Source organism: Corynebacterium sp. ACRQJ (assembly GCF_022346045.1).
In the GTDB taxonomy this organism is placed as follows: Bacteria; Actinomycetota; Actinomycetes; order Mycobacteriales; family Mycobacteriaceae; genus Corynebacterium; species Corynebacterium evansiae.
Map to the genome: position 1 here is coordinate 144558 of NZ_JAKRMT010000004.1, position 17108 is coordinate 161665.

At 63.9% G+C, this 17108-nt stretch carries 16 protein-coding genes and 1 riboswitch; of the genes, 10 read left to right on the forward strand and 6 right to left on the reverse strand.

Annotated elements, in window-relative coordinates:
- The first annotated feature begins 8 nt into the window (after window positions 1-8).
- The 6 genes from argB to argH are packed head-to-tail and all read left to right on the forward strand — an operon-like array spanning window position 9 to window position 6339.
- Complete coding sequence (argB, locus tag MHX52_RS04050; protein WP_035005705.1) at window positions 9-962, forward strand: acetylglutamate kinase; 954 nt, start codon at window positions 9-11, stop codon at window positions 960-962.
- Window positions 959-2173 (forward strand): acetylornithine transaminase, encoded by a 1215-nt coding sequence (locus MHX52_RS04055; protein WP_239316708.1) that lies wholly within the window; start codon window positions 959-961, stop codon window positions 2171-2173. The genes argB and MHX52_RS04055 overlap by 4 nt, the downstream gene beginning before the upstream one ends.
- A gap of 40 nt (window positions 2174-2213) precedes the next feature.
- Window positions 2214-3140 (forward strand): ornithine carbamoyltransferase, encoded by a 927-nt coding sequence (gene argF / locus MHX52_RS04060; RefSeq protein WP_370642215.1) that lies wholly within the window; start codon window positions 2214-2216, stop codon window positions 3138-3140.
- Complete coding sequence (gene argR, locus MHX52_RS04065) at window positions 3125-3589, forward strand: arginine repressor (protein WP_011273446.1); 465 nt, start codon at window positions 3125-3127, stop codon at window positions 3587-3589. The genes argF and argR overlap by 16 nt, the downstream gene beginning before the upstream one ends.
- A gap of 60 nt (window positions 3590-3649) precedes the next feature.
- The gene (locus MHX52_RS04070) at window positions 3650-4846 is read left to right on the forward strand and encodes an argininosuccinate synthase (RefSeq protein ID WP_239316710.1); all 1197 of its coding nucleotides are present in this window, start codon (window positions 3650-3652) and stop codon (window positions 4844-4846) included.
- 53 nt (window positions 4847-4899) lie between these two features.
- On the forward strand, window positions 4900-6339 hold the full coding sequence (gene argH / locus MHX52_RS04075; RefSeq protein WP_239316712.1) for an argininosuccinate lyase: 1440 nt from the start codon (window positions 4900-4902) through the stop codon (window positions 6337-6339).
- A 12-nt stretch (window positions 6340-6351) separates the two neighbouring features.
- Here the strand turns inward: argH and MHX52_RS04080 are convergent, their stop codons facing one another.
- The 6 genes from MHX52_RS04080 to thiC form a co-directional block, all read right to left on the reverse strand.
- A complete protein-coding gene (locus MHX52_RS04080) occupies window positions 6352-7578 on the reverse strand; it encodes a ThiF family adenylyltransferase (protein ID WP_239316713.1) in 1227 nt (408 codons plus the stop codon).
- Window positions 7578-8381 (reverse strand): thiazole synthase, encoded by an 804-nt coding sequence (locus tag MHX52_RS04085; RefSeq protein WP_239316714.1) that lies wholly within the window; start codon window positions 8379-8381, stop codon window positions 7578-7580. The genes MHX52_RS04080 and MHX52_RS04085 overlap by 1 nt, the downstream gene beginning before the upstream one ends.
- A gap of 21 nt (window positions 8382-8402) precedes the next feature.
- Entirely contained in the window at window positions 8403-8621 is a 219-nt protein-coding gene (thiS, locus tag MHX52_RS04090) for a sulfur carrier protein ThiS (protein ID WP_035005721.1), read from the reverse strand.
- A 39-nt stretch (window positions 8622-8660) separates the two neighbouring features.
- Entirely contained in the window at window positions 8661-9833 is a 1173-nt protein-coding gene (gene thiO, locus MHX52_RS04095) for a glycine oxidase ThiO (RefSeq protein ID WP_239316715.1), read from the reverse strand.
- Between the two features lie 41 nt (window positions 9834-9874).
- Window positions 9875-10519, reverse strand: a complete 645-nt coding sequence (locus MHX52_RS04100; protein WP_035005723.1) for a thiamine phosphate synthase — start codon at window positions 10517-10519, stop codon at window positions 9875-9877.
- Window positions 10509-12431 carry a phosphomethylpyrimidine synthase ThiC gene (thiC, locus tag MHX52_RS04105; protein ID WP_035005725.1) on the reverse strand — a complete coding sequence of 641 codons (1923 nt, stop codon included), beginning with the start codon at window positions 12429-12431 and terminating at the stop codon, window positions 10509-10511. The genes MHX52_RS04100 and thiC overlap by 11 nt, the downstream gene beginning before the upstream one ends.
- Window positions 12431-12544, reverse strand: a riboswitch (TPP riboswitch). It overlaps the preceding gene by 1 nt.
- Window positions 12545-12735: 191 nt before the next feature.
- Between thiC and MHX52_RS04110 the strand changes: the two genes are divergently transcribed.
- From MHX52_RS04110 to tyrS, 4 genes are all read left to right on the forward strand, one after another.
- Window positions 12736-14310, forward strand: coding sequence for a VWA domain-containing protein (locus MHX52_RS04110; protein ID WP_239316716.1), 1575 nt, complete (start codon window positions 12736-12738; stop codon window positions 14308-14310).
- A gap of 33 nt (window positions 14311-14343) precedes the next feature.
- Entirely contained in the window at window positions 14344-14958 is a 615-nt protein-coding gene (locus tag MHX52_RS04115) for a hypothetical protein (RefSeq protein WP_035005730.1), read from the forward strand.
- A 66-nt stretch (window positions 14959-15024) separates the two neighbouring features.
- On the forward strand, window positions 15025-15192 hold the full coding sequence (locus MHX52_RS04120) for a Trm112 family protein (RefSeq protein ID WP_005295682.1): 168 nt from the start codon (window positions 15025-15027) through the stop codon (window positions 15190-15192).
- Between the two features lie 42 nt (window positions 15193-15234).
- Complete coding sequence (gene tyrS / locus MHX52_RS04125; RefSeq protein WP_035005732.1) at window positions 15235-16521, forward strand: tyrosine--tRNA ligase; 1287 nt, start codon at window positions 15235-15237, stop codon at window positions 16519-16521.
- Window positions 16522-17108 lie beyond the last annotated feature (587 nt).

Consider the following 17108-nt stretch of genomic DNA (forward strand, 5'->3'; position numbering starts at 1 on the left):
ACGCACCAATGAACCCCAAACACACTCCCATCGATACCACCGGGCTGACCCCCGAGATGCGCAGCCATGTGCTGGCCGAGGCCCTGCCGTGGCTGCTGCACTACCGCGACAAGATCGTGGTGGTGAAGTACGGCGGCAACGCGATGATCGACGAGGATCTGAAGCGCGCCTTCGCCGCCGACATGGTCTTCCTGCGCGCCATCGGCGCCCGCCCGGTTGTGGTCCACGGCGGCGGCCCGCAGATCAACGAGATGCTGAAGACCGTCGGCCTGGAGGGCGAGTTTAAGGGCGGCTTCCGCGTGACCACCCCGGAGGTCATGGAGTACGTCCGCATGGTGCTGTTCGGCAAGGTCGGCCGTGAGCTGGTCGGGCTGATCAACGAGCACGGCCCCTACGCCGTCGGCGCCTCGGGCGAGGATGCCGGCCTGTTCACCGCCTCTAAGCGCAAGGTCACGATCGATGGGGAAGAGGTCGACCTGGGCCGCGTGGGGCAGATCGAGCACGTCGACGCCGAAAGCCTGATCGACCTCATCGACGCTGGCCGCATCCCCGTGGTCTCCACGGTCGCACCGGATGACCAGGGGCGGATCTACAACATCAACGCAGATACCGCCGCCGGCGCGCTGGCAGGTGCCCTGGGCGCCGAGAGGCTCGTGATGCTCACCAACGTCAAGGGCTTGTACACCGACTGGCCGAACAAGGAATCGCTGGTATCCAGCCTGACCCCGGAGCAGCTCTCCGACCTGCTGCCCAACCTGGATTCCGGCATGGTGCCGAAGATGGAGGCCTGCCTGGACGCGCTGCGTAGCGGCGTGCAGGCCGCGCACGTCATCGACGGCCGTATTCCGCACTCCGTAATCTTGGAGCTGATGACCACCGGCGGTATCGGCACCATGATCTGCCCCGCGGGCTGGGAAGACGTCACCAGCCCCGACATCAACTATCGGGAGGATCTCCCATGACCCAGAACCTAGAGAACGCATCTAACGACTGGCAGGGCCACTGGAACGCCGCGCTGTTCGAAACCTATGGCACCCCGCCGCGCGAGCTGGTCTCTGGCCGCGGCACCATCGTCACCGACGCGGAAGGCAACGAGTATCTCGACCTGCTGTCCGGCATAGCCGTGAATGCTCTGGGGCACGCTCACCCTGCCATTGTTGACGCCGTGACGAATCAGATCGCCACACTCAGCCACACGTCTAACCTGTTCGCCCACCCGCAGGTGATCAAGCTCGCCGAGCGGCTGAAAGGCCTGCTGGGAGAGCAGCACGGGGAGGCCGCCAAGGCGGTGGCCGGTGCCCGCGTGTTCTTCTCCAACTCCGGCGCCGAGGCCAACGAGGCTGCCTTCAAGATCGCCCGCGCCACCGGCAAGACCAAGATCCTGGCCGCCGAGCGTGGCTTCCACGGCCGCACCATGGGCGCCCTCGCCCTGACCGGCCAGCCGGATAAGCAGGAGCCCTTCAAGCCCCTGCCCGGCGGCGTGGAGTACTACCCCTACGGCGACATCGAAGCCCTGCGGGAGATGGCTGACGACGACACTGCTGCGATCTTCCTGGAGTCCATCCAGGGCGAAACCGGCGTGATCCCCGCCCCGGATGGCTTCCTCGCCGCCGTGCGCGAGCTGTGCGATGCCCACGACATCCTCATGGTCGTCGACGAGGTACAGGCCGGCATGGGCCGCACCGGCCAGTGGTTCGGCTTCCAGCACGAGGCCGGGGTGCTGCCGGACGTCATCACCATGGCCAAGGGGCTGGGCGGCGGCCTGCCGATCGGCGCCACTCTCGCCCTGCCGAAGGCGCAGCTGCTGGCCAAGGGATTGCACGGCACCACCTTCGGCGGCAACCCCGTCGTCTGCGCGGCCGCGAACGCCGTCATCGACACGATCGAAGCCGAGGACCTGCTGGCCAACGTCGCCACCCAGTCGCAGGCAATCTGCGACGGCCTGGCCGATCACCCGAGTGTGCAGACCATCCGTGGCCGCGGGTTGATGCTGGGCATCGTCCTGGATGCGCCCCTTAGCCTGGATCCGCTGGACTACGGGCTGATCGTCAACAAGCCCCAGCCCGATGTGATCCGCCTGGTCCCGCCGCTGAATATCTCGGCGGATGAGGTGCAGCGGGGCGTCACAAAGATTAGGCAGATGCTGGACGACAACCGCGCGCAGAACCAGTAACCACACAAAGAACGGAAGACACCACATGACAAACCTGCACCTGCAGAACAAGGGGCCGCTGCGCCACATGCTGGCCGACGACGACCTCACCCCGGAAGAGCAGGCCGAAGTGCTGGCGCTGGCCGAGGAGCTGAAGGACAACCGCTACGGCAACGGCTACCGCAACCTGCTGGAGCGCCGCTCCGTCGCCGTGCTGTTCGACAAGACCTCTACGCGCACGCGCTTTTCTTTTGACGCCGGCATCACCGAGCTGGGCGGCAACGCCATCGTCGTGGACAGCGGAAGTTCGCAGATGGGGAAGGGAGAGACCTTCCAGGACACTGGCGCGGTCCTGTCCCGCTACGTCACCGCGATTGTCTGGCGCACCGGCGCGCACGACAACCTCCACCAGATGGCGGAGACCGCGGGCGTGCCGATCGTCAACTCCCTGTCCGACGACTTCCACCCCTGCCAGATCCTCGCCGACCTGGTGACCATCAAGGAACACAAGGGCGAGCTCAAGGGCCTGAACGCGGTGTACTTCGGCGACGGCGCGAACAACATGGCCAACAGCTACATGCTGGGATTCGCCACGGCGGGAGTGAACATCACCATCGCCGCACCAGAGGGTTTCCAACCGGAGGCGAAGTTCGTGGAGCGCGCCAAGAAGCGCGCCGAGCTGACCGGCGCGACCGTGACCGTCACCGACAAGGTGGATGCCACGGGGGCGGACGTGGTGATCACCGACACCTGGCTGTCCATGGGCCAAGATGCCTCCGAAGACCGCAGCGCGCTGCGAGCCTACCAGGTGGACGAGAAGCTGATGGGCACTGCCAAGGACGATGCGATCTTCCTGCACTGCCTGCCGGCCTACCGCGGTAGCGAGGTGACGCCGGAGGTTATCGACGGGCCACAGTCGGTGGTCTTCGACGAGGCGGAGAACCGCCTGCACGCACAGAAGGCGCTGCTGGTATGGCTTCTTCGCTGACTCGCACCGCCCGGCAGGACATGATCGGGCGGATCATCGGTGCCGAGAAGGTCGGCAGCCAGCGCGAGCTGCTGGGAATCCTGGTGAACCGCGGCATCGACGTCACCCAGGCCACCCTGTCGCGCGACCTGGTGGACCTCGGCGCGAAGAAGGTGCGCGTGGGCGGGGAGGTTTACTACTCCCTGTCCGACGATGTGCGCGTGGATGGGCCGGACAAGCTGCGGCGCGTCCTGGCCGAGCTGCTGGTCGACCACGACCACTCCGGAAACATCGCCGTACTGCGCACCCCACCCGGCGCTGCGCAGTACCTGGCCAGCATCCTGGACCGCTCGGACGTAAACCGAGTGGTGGCCACCATCGCCGGCGACGATACCGTGTTCGTCCTGGCACGGGAGCCGCTCAACGGCAAGGAGCTGGGGGAGTACTTCTTCCAGCTGGCACATAGCTAAAATCAAATAACGGATACAACAACTAGAACGCAAGAAGACTTTCGAAGGGAAGCGTAAAGAATGAAGGATCGCGTAGTACTCGCATACTCCGGCGGGCTGGATACCACCGTGGCCATCAGCTGGATCGCCAAGGAGCGCAATGCAGAGGTCGTCTGCGTCTCCATCGACCTGGGTCAGGGCGGCGAGGACATGGAGACCGTCCGCCAGCGCGCCCTCGGTGCCGGCGCCGTGGAGTCCATCGTCGTGGACGCCCGCGACGAGTTCGCCAACGACTACTGCCTGCCGACCATCAAGGCCAACGGCATGTACATGAAGGAGTACCCGCTGGTCTCCGCGATCTCCCGCCCGCTGATCGTCAAGCACATGGCGGATGCAGCCAAGGAGCACGGTGGTACCGCCGTCGCCCACGGCTGCACTGGCAAGGGCAACGACCAGGTCCGCTTCGAGGTTGGCTTCGCCAACACCGCCCCGGACCTGGAGATCATCGCCCCGGTCCGCGACTACGCCTGGACCCGCGAGAAGGCCATCGCCTTCGCCGAGGAAAACGGCATCCCGATCGAGCAGTCCAAGTCCTCCCCGTTCTCCATCGACCAGAACGTGTGGGGCCGTGCCGTGGAGACCGGCTTCCTGGAGGATCTCTGGAACGCCCCGACCAAGGACGTTTACGCCTACACCGAGGATCCGGGCCTGGGCCAGGCACCGGACGAGGTCATCATCTCCTTCGAGTCCGGCGTGCCGGTGGCCATCGACGGCAAGAAGGTCACCGTCCTGGAGGCCATCGAGGAGCTGAACCGCCGCGCAGGTGCGCAGGGTGTCGGCCGCCTGGACATGGTTGAGGACCGCCTGGTGGGCATCAAGTCCCGCGAGATCTACGAGGCTCCGGGCGCCATTACCCTGATCCGCGCCCACGAGGCTCTGGAGGCGGTCACCGTCGAGCGCGAGCTGGCCCGCTACAAGCGCGGCATCGACGCCGAGTGGTCCAACCAGGTTTACGACGGCCTGTGGTTCAGCCCGCTGAAGCGCTCCCTGGATGCGTTCATCGACTCCACTCAGACCCACGTCACCGGCGACATCCGCCTGGTGCTGCACGCGGGCTCCATCACCGTCAACGGCCGCCGCTCCGGTAAGTCCTTGTACGACTTCAACCTGGCTACCTACGACGAGGGCGACTCCTTCGACCAGTCCATGGCCCGCGGTTTCGTGGAGCTGCACGGCCTGTCCTCCAAGATCGCCGCTAAGCGCGACCTGGCTAACTAGGTGACCAGCTAACTAGGCAACTGGATAAATAGAGCAGAAAGGCACACCCAAACATGACCACCGAGGCACACGGCACGAACGAGGGCGCCCTGTGGGGCGGCCGATTCTCCGGCGGCCCGACTGAGGCGATGGCCGCCCTGTCGAAGTCCACGCACTTCGACTGGGTTCTGGCCCCCTACGACGTGCTGGCCTCGCAGGCTCACGCGCGGGTGTTGCACAAGGCCAACCTGCTGAGCGACGAGGACTTCGACACGCTCATCGCCGGCCTGCAGAAGCTGGGCGAGGACGTTGCCGATGGTTCCTTCGGTCCCGAACCCAGCGACGAGGACGTCCACGGCGCAATGGAGCGCGGCCTGATTGACCGCGTTGGCCCCGAGGTCGGCGGCCGCCTGCGCGCGGGCCGTTCCCGTAACGATCAGGTGGCTACCCTGTTCCGCATGTGGGTGCGCGACGCGATCCGCGACATCACGGCGGGCGTGCTCGACGTCGTCGACGCGCTGGTGGCTCAGGCTGACGGCCACCCAGAGGCCATCATGCCGGGCAAGACGCACTTCCAGGCCGCCCAGCCGGTACTGCTGGCCCACCAGCTGCTGGCGCACGCACAGCCGCTGCTGCGCGACGTGCAGCGTTTCCAGGATCTGGATAAGCGCCTGGCTGTGTCCCCGTATGGTTCCGGTGCGCTTGCCGGTTCCTCCCTGGCGCTCGACCCGGAGGCCATCGCGGAGGAGCTCGGCTTTGACTCTGCTGCGGATAACTCTATTGACGCCACCAGTTCCCGCGACTTCGCCTCTGAGGCAGCCTTTGTGTTTGCCCAGGTGGCGGTGGATCTCTCTCGCCTGGCGGAGGAGGTCATCGCCTGGTCCACCCCGGAGTTCGGCTACGTCACGCTGGCCGACGAGTGGTCCACCGGCTCGTCGATCATGCCGCAGAAGAAGAACCCGGATGTTGCCGAGCTGATGCGTGGCAAGACCGGCCGCCTGATTGGCAACGCCACCGGCCTGCTGGCCACCCTGAAGGCCATGCCTCTGGCCTACAACCGCGACCTGCAGGAGGATAAGGAACCCATCGCGGATTCCGTCGCACAGTTGAATCTGCTGCTCCCGGCGATGGCCGGGCTGGTCGGTACCTTGACATTCCACCCGGAGCGTCTGCGCGAGCTCGCCCCCGCAGGCTTTACACTTGCCACCGACCTGGCGGAGTGGATGGTTCGCCAGGGCGTGCCGTTCCGCGTGGCCCACGAGGCCTCCGGCTCTTGCGTCCGCATTGCGGAATCGCGTGGAGTGGACCTGGTGGACCTCACCGATGAGGAGCTGGCGAGCGTGCACGAGGCCCTGACCCCCGAGGTGCGCGAGGTGCTGACCATCGACGGCGCAGTTGCCTCCCGTGCTACCCGCGGCGGAACTGCCGGCGTGCGCGTGGCCGAGCAGAAGGAGCGTGTGCGCGAGGCCGCTGCCGCCGACCGCAAGTGGGCGGAGAAAACCCGCCTGGTCTAAAAGTCAGCGGGCTTAGATCCCGACCCCGTGCTCATTCGCCCCGCCGGGCAGGTTGTGCAAACGCACTCCCTGCCCGGCGGCGTGCTGTGCAAAGCGGTCGACAAAGCTCGCAGAGCGCTTGCCGGACGCGCAGTACACCACCACGTCCACGGCTCCCGCTGCAGTGCTGACCTCGGAGCCAAGACTCTCAATCAGCTGCTCGGCCAGCTCCGGCTGCTCGCTCCACACAGTGGTGGGCAGGTGGTAGCCCGGGTGCTCAGCAAAGGACGGCAGATCCTTGATAGCCTTCTCACCCGGCTCGCGCACGTCGATGGCAACCGCAGTACCGTCGGCGAGGCTACTCAGCAGGGAAGCGGCCGTATCTTCTTCCGCCGTGCGAGTTTCAGCGGCATCCACCGCGCAGCTCGACAGGTCCTCCTCCACGATCTCGGTGACCGGCTGCCGCTGGGGATCGGCGGCCACGTTGAAGTGCTGGATGTTGGCCGTGAGGGCGTCATAAATAAGCAATCGCCCCACCTGCTGCGCGCGAGTGTCCGGGGCTCGCAGGAACTTAATGGTCTCCGTGGCCATCAGGCCGGCGACCACGGAGGTCGTCACGCCCAGCACTCCAGCGGTGGCGCAGTCTGGCACGCTGTCGGGGTCCGGTTGAGAGGGGTAGAGGTCGCGCATGCCGACGCCCCGGTCATCCGGCACTGCGCCAGTGCCGGCGCCAGGGCCGGACCACCAGACGGCCACGTCGCCGCGGTAGCGCAGGACAGAACCCCAGACCAGGGGAGTACCGGTGGCCTCGGCGGCATCGGCGGCCAAGAACTTCGTGGCGAATGTATCCGAGCCGTCGATCAGCACGTCCACGCCCTCTAGCAGTTCGGCGGCGTTGTCGGCCCGTAGGCGCCCATGGATGCCGTGGAAGACCAAACCGGGCTGCAGCTCCCGCAGGCGTTCCCCGGTGACCTCCACCTTGGGGCGGCCGACGTCGCTGGCGCCGAAAAGGATCTGCCGGTGAATGTTCGTGATGTCCACCGTGTCGTCATCGATGACGGAAATCTCGCCGACCCCCGCCGCGGCCAGGGCCTGCATCAAGGGACATCCGAGCCCGCCCGCGCCGATCACCAGCACGTGCGCCTCGTGCAGCCGCTCCTGCTCCCGCAGCCCGTGGCCCGGCAGGATCGTCTGCCGGGCGACGCGCTTCAGCTCCTCGGCGGGCAGGGTGGTGTAGTCGGAGGTGTAGTCGCCGAGCATCACAGCACCTCGTCGGCCCAGCCATCCCAACTGGCCAGACCGTCGAAGCTAGAGGAGGCCAACGCGCCCTGGGCGTGCGTGCGCTGCGGGATGCGCCCCGCCTCGCGCGCCAGCCGACCGGCCTCCACGGCCGACTTCATGGCCTGCGCCATCGCTACCGGGTCCTGGCAGCGGTTCACTGCGCTGGCCAGCAGCACTCCGTCGCAGCCCAGCTCCATCGCCAGCGCCGCGTCGGAGGCCGTGCCCACGCCCGCGTCCAGCAGCACTGGAACCTGGGCGCGCGAGCAGATCAGCTCGATATTGTGCGGGTTCAAGATTCCCAGGCCCGTGCCGATGGGGGAGCCCAGCGGCATGACCGCGTGCACGCCCACGTCCTCCAGCCGGCGGGCGACAACCGGGTCGTCGCTGGTGTAGGCCAACACTACGAAGCCCTCGGCCACTAGCATCTCGCAGGCATCCACCAGCTCCACCACGTCGGGCAGCAGCGTGTGGTCGTCGGCGATGACCTCCACCTTCACCCAGTTGGTACCCAGCGCCTCGTGCGCCAGCTGTGCCGTCAGCATTGCATCGCGGGCGGTCTGGCACCCGGCGGTGTTCGGCAGCACGTCGATGCCCAGGCGGTTCAGCAGCTCGAACACGCTCTCGCCGCCGCCGGTGGTCTTGGCGCTGTGGCGGCGCATCGCCACCGTGGTCAGCTGCGTGCCGCTGGCCACCAGCGCGTCCTCCAGCAGTGATTGGCTGCTGGCCCCGCCGGTGCCCATAACCAGGTGGGAATCGAATTCCTTATCCGCGATCTTCAGCATGATCTTGTCCTCTAGCCGTCTTTAACCACCCTGGACGGCGATCAGGATGTCCACCGCGTCGCCGTCCTCCAGCGCACGCCCCCAGTCGCTTGCCGGCACCACAGAGCGGTTCACCGCCACCGCGACTCCCTTCGCGCCCTCGTTCTCGGAAACTTCGCGGCCCGTCTCCGCAGCCACGACCTCCGCCACGCTCGGTGCCTTGTCAGCCGACCGTGGCTCTTCATTCACCGTGTAGTTCATCGATCCTCCTTAGATCTTCTGTGCATACGCCCCGCAGCTTTAGGCATGCCGCAGTGGCGCGCAGCTGGCTAGGTTCATCTCTGGGTCTATCTCCGCTTCCAACGCAGACACCGGCTTGCCCATTCCCAGCGCTGCCCCCACTGTAGCCCCCAGCGCAGACAGCAAAATCCCGTGGCGGAAGTAGCCCGTGGAAACCACCAGCTTCTCGCCGACTTTCCCCAGGTAGGGGAGATCATCCGGCGTGCCAGGCCGCTCGCCGGTGATCGCCTCGATAAATTCGCACTCCTGGATGCCCGGCACAATCCGGATCGCGTCGCGCAGCAGCGTGTACACCCCATCCACGGCGGGGCCGCGTCGCGAGTCCTCGCGGCTGGTCGCGCCCACGGCGATCGTGCCGTCGGTACGCGGGATGATGTACACCGGCCGGTCCTCCACAAACGCCCGGATGACGCGCCCCACGGGCGCCTCCATCCCCTCCGGCACTCGTAGCCGCAGCATATCGCCGCGCACGGGGCGCAGCTTCAGCGGTGACTGCTCGCCCTCGTACCAGCCGCGCACCTGCCCGGCGCCCAGCCCGTTGCACAGGTACACCATGTCGCCCGTGTGCGTCGCCGCGTCGGTCGTCACCGCGCCATCCTCGATGCGGTTCACCCGCTCGTCGATGATCGCCACCCCCATGTTCCGCAGCGCATCTAGCAGCGCCGCGCAGTACATACGAGGGTTCACCTGGTGGTCGCCGGGGATTTCGACCACGCCGGATAGCTGCGGACTGAGCCCCCACTCGGCCTTGCGCGCTTGGCGCAGCGGTAGTCGCTGCACCTCCATACCGTGGCCGTGCTGGTGCTCGGTCAGCTCGGTGAGGTGCCGCGCGTCCGCCCGGTCCGCCCCCACCACGAAGGTCGATTCTGTTCTATGGCCGGTGCTGAGGGAGGTTTTTTCGCCCAGCCGTTGCAGCAGGTCGTCGTACAAGTTTTTGGACGCCACCATCAGCGGGTACAAAGGCTCCTGCTTATACTGCACCTCTGCGACCGGGGCCAGCATGCCGCCCGCGACGAAGGAGGCTCCGCTCACCGGGGCGGGGTCGATCACCGCCACGGTGGCCGGATCCGCCCCGAGATCCACCAGCTTAAAGGCGGTGGATAGGCCCACGATCCCCGCGCCGACCACTATGTGGTCATAGTGCTGGGAAATAGTGGGGCTGGGATTAGTCACTTCTATTCACTTCCTTTGGGGCGGGTTGAAAGCGGTGGGCGTCACGAAGAAAAACCAGTGAGCACCTGCCGAGCCGTGGCGCGCGGGTCGGCCGAGTTCATGAACCCGCGAACGATCGCAACTCCCGCAACTCCCGTGGCGGCCAGGTCGGCGGCATCCTCCGCGCGCACGTCGCCGATGGCGACCACCGGCACGCGCGAGGCCTCCACCAGCGCGGGATAACCCTCTAGCCCCAGCGGCTCGCGGCCGGAATCCTTGGTGGGGGTGGGGCGGAAAGGCCCGGCGCCGATGTAGTCGATCACATCCGCATACTCGTTGGCCTGCTGCACCAGGGGCAGAGTGCCGGTGGTCAGCCCGATAATGGCATCCTTGCCCAAAACCTGACGAGCCAAGCGTGGGTCCAGGTCGTCCTGGCCGATGTGCACGCCGTGGATGTTGTGCTCCGGCATGAGGGCGGCGGCAACGTCCACGCGGTCGTCAATCAACACCTTGGTAGCCGGGTTGGCCTGCTGCACCGCGGCGGCGACCTCGATGGCCAGTGCCGCGAGGTCGCGCACGCTGATCGGTTTGCTGCGCACCTGTACCACGCCCGCACCCCCGGCGGCCGCGGCTGCGGCCACGTCCACGACCTTCTCGTGAGGGGCGCCCGTGACCAGGTAGCAGCGCAGATCCAAGTTAGCGCTCACTGTGCGCTGCCGCCTCCTTCTGCAGATCCTCGGCGACTTCCTTCGCCTCGTCGCGGTTCAGGTACAGCTGGGAGCCCGCGCGGCGGAACTCCTCAGCCATTTCCTCCTCGCCCGCAGCGTTGAGGCCGTCTACGCCGTCTACACTCTGTCGGCCGAAGCCCGGCAAGCCCAGGTCCTTGACCAGCGACTGCTTCTGGTCGGTGGCCAGCGCCTCGTCGATCTCGTCGCCGAAGGCATCGCGGATGTCCTGGCTGATGCGCATGGAGCAGAACTTCGGGCCACACATGGAGCAGAAGTGCGCGGTCTTCGCGGGCTCCGCAGGCAGCGTTTCGTCGTGATACGCCTGCGCGGTGTCCGGGTCCAGGGAGAGGGCGAACTGATCGTGCCAGCGGAACTCGAAGCGGGCCTTACTCATGGCGTCGTCCCATTCGTGGGCGCCCGGGTGGCCCTTGGCAACATCGGCGGCGTGGGCGGAGACCTTGTAAGTGATCACACCGGTCTTCACGTCGTCCTTGTTCGGCAAACCCAGGTGCTCCTTCGGGGTGACGTAGCACAGCATTGCGGTGCCGCCCATGGCGATGTTCGCCGCACCGATGGCGGAGGTGATGTGGTCGTAGCCCGGAGCGATGTCCGTGACCAGCGGCCCCAGCGTGTAGAACGGTGCACCGCCGCACCATTCCTGCTCCTTTTCGTTGTTGACCTGCACCATGTTCAGCGGCACGTGGCCAGGGCCTTCCACCATGACCTGCACGTCGTACTCCCAGGCCCGGTGGGTCAGCTCGCCGATGGTTTTCAGCTCTGCGAACTGGGCTGCGTCGTTGGCGTCCGCGATGGAGCCGGGGCGCAGGCCGTCGCCCAGGGAGAACGCGACGTCATACTTGGCGAAGATCTCGCACAGCTCGTCGAAGTTCTCGTAGAGGAAGGATTCCTTGTGGTGTGCCAGGCACCAGCCGGCCATGATGGAGCCGCCGCGGGAGACGATGCCGGTGACGCGCTTGGTGGTCAGCGGTACGAAAGGCAGGCGCACGCCGGCATGGATGGTCATGTAGTCCACACCCTGCTCGCACTGCTCAATGACGGTATCGCGGAAAATCTCCCAGGTCAGGTCCTCGGCCACGCCATCGACCTTCTCCAGAGCCTGGTAGATCGGCACGGTGCCGATCGGTACCGGGGAGTTGCGCAGGATCCACTCGCGAGTGGTGTGGATGTCGTTACCGGTGGACAGATCCATCACGGTGTCCGCACCCCAGCGGGTAGCCCAGCGCAGCTTGTCCACCTCCTCGCGGATGGAGGAGGTGACGGCGGAGTTACCGATGTTGGCGTTGATCTTCGTGGTGAAGGCGTTGCCGATGATCATCGGCTCGGACTCCGGGTGGTTGACGTTGTTCGGAATGATGGCCTTGCCGGAGGCCACCTGCTCGCGGACCTTCTCCACGTCGCAGTGCTCGCGCAGTGCCACATACTCCATTTCCGGGGTGATGATGCCCTGGCGGGCGTAGTGCATCTGGGTGACGCGCTTGCCCTCCTTGGCCCGCAGAGTCGGGCGGGTGGAGCCCTTCCACTCCTCACTGGCCTCGCCGCGCTTGACCGCGCGGTTGCCGTCGTCCAGCAGGTTACGGCGGCGGCCTTCGTAGGCCTCCACGTCGCCGCGGGCTTCGATCCACTCGCTACGCAGGCCCTCCAGCCCCTTGGTCGGCTCGGCCCACGGGCCACGGGTGCGGTAGATACGCACCGGCTCGTTCGGGCCGGTCGGGGAGTCGTCCAGCTGGATCTCCGTCTCCGGCACCTGCAGTGTGAAGGTCTTGCCGAAGGACTCCACGGTCTTCTCGATGGGGGAGAAGCTGTGCTTCGGGTGGATCTCCGCGCCGTACTCGTCGGTGGGGGTGGTGTTTTGGGTAGACGTATCCGTCATAAAGACTCTCCTGACTCTTCCTTCGCTGGTTCTAACCAGACAGGTTCTAGCGGTACTCGCGCGGGTTTCAGCGCGATCTCAGCCCGATACCTCGGGTGCCCGTGTTCGGTTGTGCTCCCCACTGTAACGCACCGATCACAGCCGTGTAGTTCTGGCCTGATTAGTTTCCGTTTCGGTTGTTGGATTTGCCCTGAAAAGCAGCTGTGTGTGCAATATGATCAGCCCTATGGCGACCCCGTATCCCAGTAGCTTGAACAGCACTGGTAAGAAAAAGAGCCCCATAAAGTTCCTTCTTGTTGTCATCTTGCTGTTGATTGCAGCGGGTGCATACGTAGTCGGCTCGGGGGATTTCCTCGACAGCTTCAAAAAGCTGGGCGGGAAGTCCTTCGATACCAGCAAGCCACTGAAGATCGTCGCTGCCACGGAGCTGACGGACATGGAGCCGTTTGTCCATCAGGCCTCCGCGGACCTGGGGTTCGACATTGAAATGGAGTACGACAGCGGCACACTCGTCAACACTCGTAACCTGAATGATGGTGCATATAGGGATAAGTATGACGCCACTTGGTTTGCAACCAACGCCTTTGCCAAAGCCCAGGGCATAAAATCGCAGGGTGAAGATCACAGCATTGCCCGTTCGCCGGTAGCTCTGGGGCTCAAGCAGGACGTGGTGGATCGCCTGGGGTGGCGCAATAAAGACATTAGGTGGGCGGACATCGCGGATGCCGCAGCCCGTGGCGACCTGACCTTCGGCATGACGGATCCGCAGGAATCCAACTCCGGTTTCCTTGCCCTCCTTTCGGTAGCCGCGGAATTCAGCGACTTCACTCCTGGGCAGGCTTTCGATTCCTCGAAGGTGAGCATGGACGAGCGCCGTATGGAGGACTTTTTCTCCGGCCAGACGATCACCTCCGGGTCTTCCGGCTGGCTACGGGACACTTTCGTGAAGAACCCGGGTAAGGCCGACGGCATCTTCAACTATCAGGCAGTCCTGCAGTCGATGAAAGAAAGCGACAACGTCGACATCGAGGTATTCGTCCCCGGTAATGCCGCGGGTGCTGCGGATTACCCCATCTCGGCACTTCGGAACCCCGGAGATCAGAAGGCCGATGAGGATGCACAGGCGAAAGTCGAGGCCCTGGCAGATTGGTTTAGGGAGCACAGCGTGGAGGTAGGGGAGAAGACCCACCTGAACGTCTGGGGCGAGGACGCAGAGAACAAGGGCATACAGCGCTACTACGAATACCCGAAGTCCGAGGACCAGCTTGTCTCCCTCGTTAGCCTGTATCGGGATCAACTGCGCCGACCAGCGGATAGTAACTTCCTGCTAGATACTTCTGGTTCGATGCGGGGCAACCGTTTGGCGGATCTAAAGAACATTCTGAATAAGCTCATCGACGGCACCGCCGGCGAAAGCAATAACCCGAAGGGGTTCACCCGCCGAGAGACGATTACCCTCATGCCTTTCAGTAGCAAGGTTGCGGACGGGTACACGCAGGAGAACTACGACCCGGACAATGCACAGCAGAAGCAGGACCTGCGGGGTTACGTTAACGGCTTGCAGCCGCGCGGTGAAACCGCGATTTATGACGCCGTGTTGCGTGCCTACGATCGTGCGGGCGAGGGCGGTACCCTGAATTCGATTGTGCTGATGACCGATGGCGAGTCGAACTCTGGCACGAGTCGCCAGGACTTCATCACAAAGATGACTCACAAGATGGCCGAGACTAACCACAAGATCCCGGTGTTTGTGATCCTGTACGGTGAGGCCAGCGAGGAGGAGATGAACTTCTTGGCGAACTTCACCGGTGGCAAGGTCTTCAACGCGCGTGGCGGTGACCTGGCCAAGGCGTTCGAAGAGATCCGCAGCTACCAATAGAAACGAAGACAGGCCGCTAGGCAGAAAGAAGCCGTGAACTCTAAGTACTCCCTGAAGATCATCGTCGCGCTTGTCGTGTTCGTCGCCGTAGTGGCCGCCCACGCTGCGGTGGGTCTGGGTTCTTTATGGCTAATCACGGCGGGAGCCCTCGCCGGTGTCGCCGGTGTTCTGACGCCTGAGCGGCATCCACAAGAGGCACTGGAAGCACCGCCGAAACCCAGCGCCGTTGTTTCTCCAGTCGAGTCCCTGCAGGAAATGCGCACCCGGATCAAACAGCTAAAGCAATCCATAAAGCTTTCCGGCGAGCAACGGCAGGAGTTTTTCGCGGATCTGGATCATTTCTTCAAAACCTGCCGGGACGTTGTCCAAGAGTGGGACCACTTGGAAGCGGATCCCTTCCAAGAAGAAAAGGTTCGTCGCATTATGGATGTCTATTTTCCGGAAACCTGCAGAATCCTGGAGGAGATGCCGACGGCAGCGCATGGGCAGGCAGTTGAAGATTTCCGCGCATCGCTGGCAGTTTTGCAGACAGAGATAGACGAGGTTCACCAAGCTATCCTGCGGGACAATCTCCAAGAACTAAAGGACAATCGCACATTCTTGGAGCTGCAGTTCGGAGTTCTGAATGAGCCCGACGAACAAAGCTAGAAGTATTGGGCGGCGTAGGGGGCGTCACTAAGAAAGAAGCCCGAAGCACCGGCTAGAGTAGACAGCATGATTGACCAGAAGCTCCTAGAGATCCTCGCGTGCCCCATCGACAAGCAGCCGCTGGAGGATCACGGTGACTATTTGGTGAACCCCCGCCTGAACAAGGCCTATCCGGTGCAGGACGGCATCCCGGTACTGCTGGTCGAAGAAGCTAAAGACTGGCCCGTTAAGTAGCAACGCACAAAAAGCACAGAAGAAAAGCGAGAACGAGCACGCATGAGCGACAACAAGAACATCATCGACGAGCTGCAGTGGCGCGGCCTGATTAACCAGTCGACGGACCTGGAGGCGCTGAAGGAGGCCACGCAGAACCCCATCACGCTGTACTGCGGTTTCGACCCGACGGGCAGCTCCCTGCACGCGGGCCACCTGGTGCCGCTGATTATGCTGAAGCGCTTCCAGCAGTTCGGCCACCGTCCGATCACCCTGGCCGGCGGCGCAACCGGCATGATCGGCGACCCTCGCGACGTGGGCGAGCGCTCCATGCTCACCGAGGAGCAGATCGGTGAGAACATGGTGGCCATCAAGAAGCAGCTAGAGGCATTCGTCGACTTCACCGAGGACAGCGATGTGGATAGCCCGGCCGTGATGGTGAACAACGCGGACTGGATCAGCCAGATGAACGTCATCGAGTACCTGCGCGATGTCGGCAAGAACTTCTCGCTGAACACCATGCTGGACCGCGATACCGTGAAGCGCCGCCTGGAATCCGACGGCATTTCCTACACTGAGTTTTCCTACATGCTGCTGCAGGCCAACGACTACGTGCACCTGCACAACGAGTTCGACTGTGTGCTGCAGATTGGCGGCGGCGACCAGTGGGGCAACATCGTTTCTGGTGTGGATCTGAACCGCCGTGTGAACGGCGCCAAGGTGCACGGCCTGACGGTTCCGCTGGTGACGGACGCGGAGGGCAACAAGTTCGGCAAGTCCACTGGCGGCGGCAAGCTGTGGCTGGATCCGCAGCTGACCAGCCCGTACTCCTGGTACCAGTACTTCATCAACGCGGGCGATTCCGTGGTGATCGACTACCTGCGTTGGTTCACCTTCCTTTCCCAGGAGGAGATCGCGGAGCTGGAGCGCAAGGTCGCCGAGGAGCCCTTCAAGCGCGAGGCGCAGCGAGTTCTGGCCCGCGAGATGACCACTCTGGTGCACGGCGCGGCTGCCACCGAGGCTGTGGAGCTGGCAGCTCAGGCGCTGTTCGGCAAGGCTGAGCTGCAGGAACTGGACGAGGCCACCCTGGCTTCCGCCCTGCAGGAGACCGAGGTTGCCGAGGTTGGCGCCGACGCCACCATCCTGGACCTGCTCGTCGAGTCCGGCCTGGAGAAGTCCAAGGGTGCCGCCCGACGCACCGTCGGGGAGGGTGGCGCGTACGTGAACAACCAGCGCATCGAGGACATCGAGTGGTCCCCGTCCGCCGAGGATCTGCTACACGGATCGTGGCTGGTGCTGCGCAAGGGTAAGAAGCGTTTCGCCGGTGCGCGCGTTGGTGCTTCTTCTTAGTGACGCCACCCGCACGGCCTGTATGCCCTAACCCGATCCCTTGGTAGTTGCATTTTCCTGCCTCTACCAGGGGATTTGTGTCTTTCTTGGCGTTGGGTGTACATTAATTCAAGTCGCCGAGAGCGAGCGGGGAAATAAAACCGGCTCGAGAGGCTCGGTGTGCGTAGGTTGTTTGAGAACTCAATAGCGTGATGAACCAAGTTTAGATACTTTGTTGACCAACCTTTGTGTTGATTCTGATGCATTGTATGTCTTTATCACTTTTGTGACTTGTTTCAGTGCTCCATCGGCTCATATGGATTGTGGGTTGGTGGTGGTTACGCCAGCGTGGGGTTAACGCTTCCACGATATGTAATGTGCGTATCCCAGCAAGAGTCGCCTTTTTATGGGTGCTTGTTGGGCTGATAGAGGTTTTGGAAAGTTTGGGATGTATGTTGTGTCTGATCAATAGCCAGCAGCGTTTTGTGTTGTTGGTGTTGGTTGATGTGATTTATTTATCCTTTTTTCAATTCTTTTGTCAGTAATTTTTTGTTTTGCCTGGTTTTCAGGCTCACCATGTGTCTGATGGCATTTTTTATGGAGAGTTT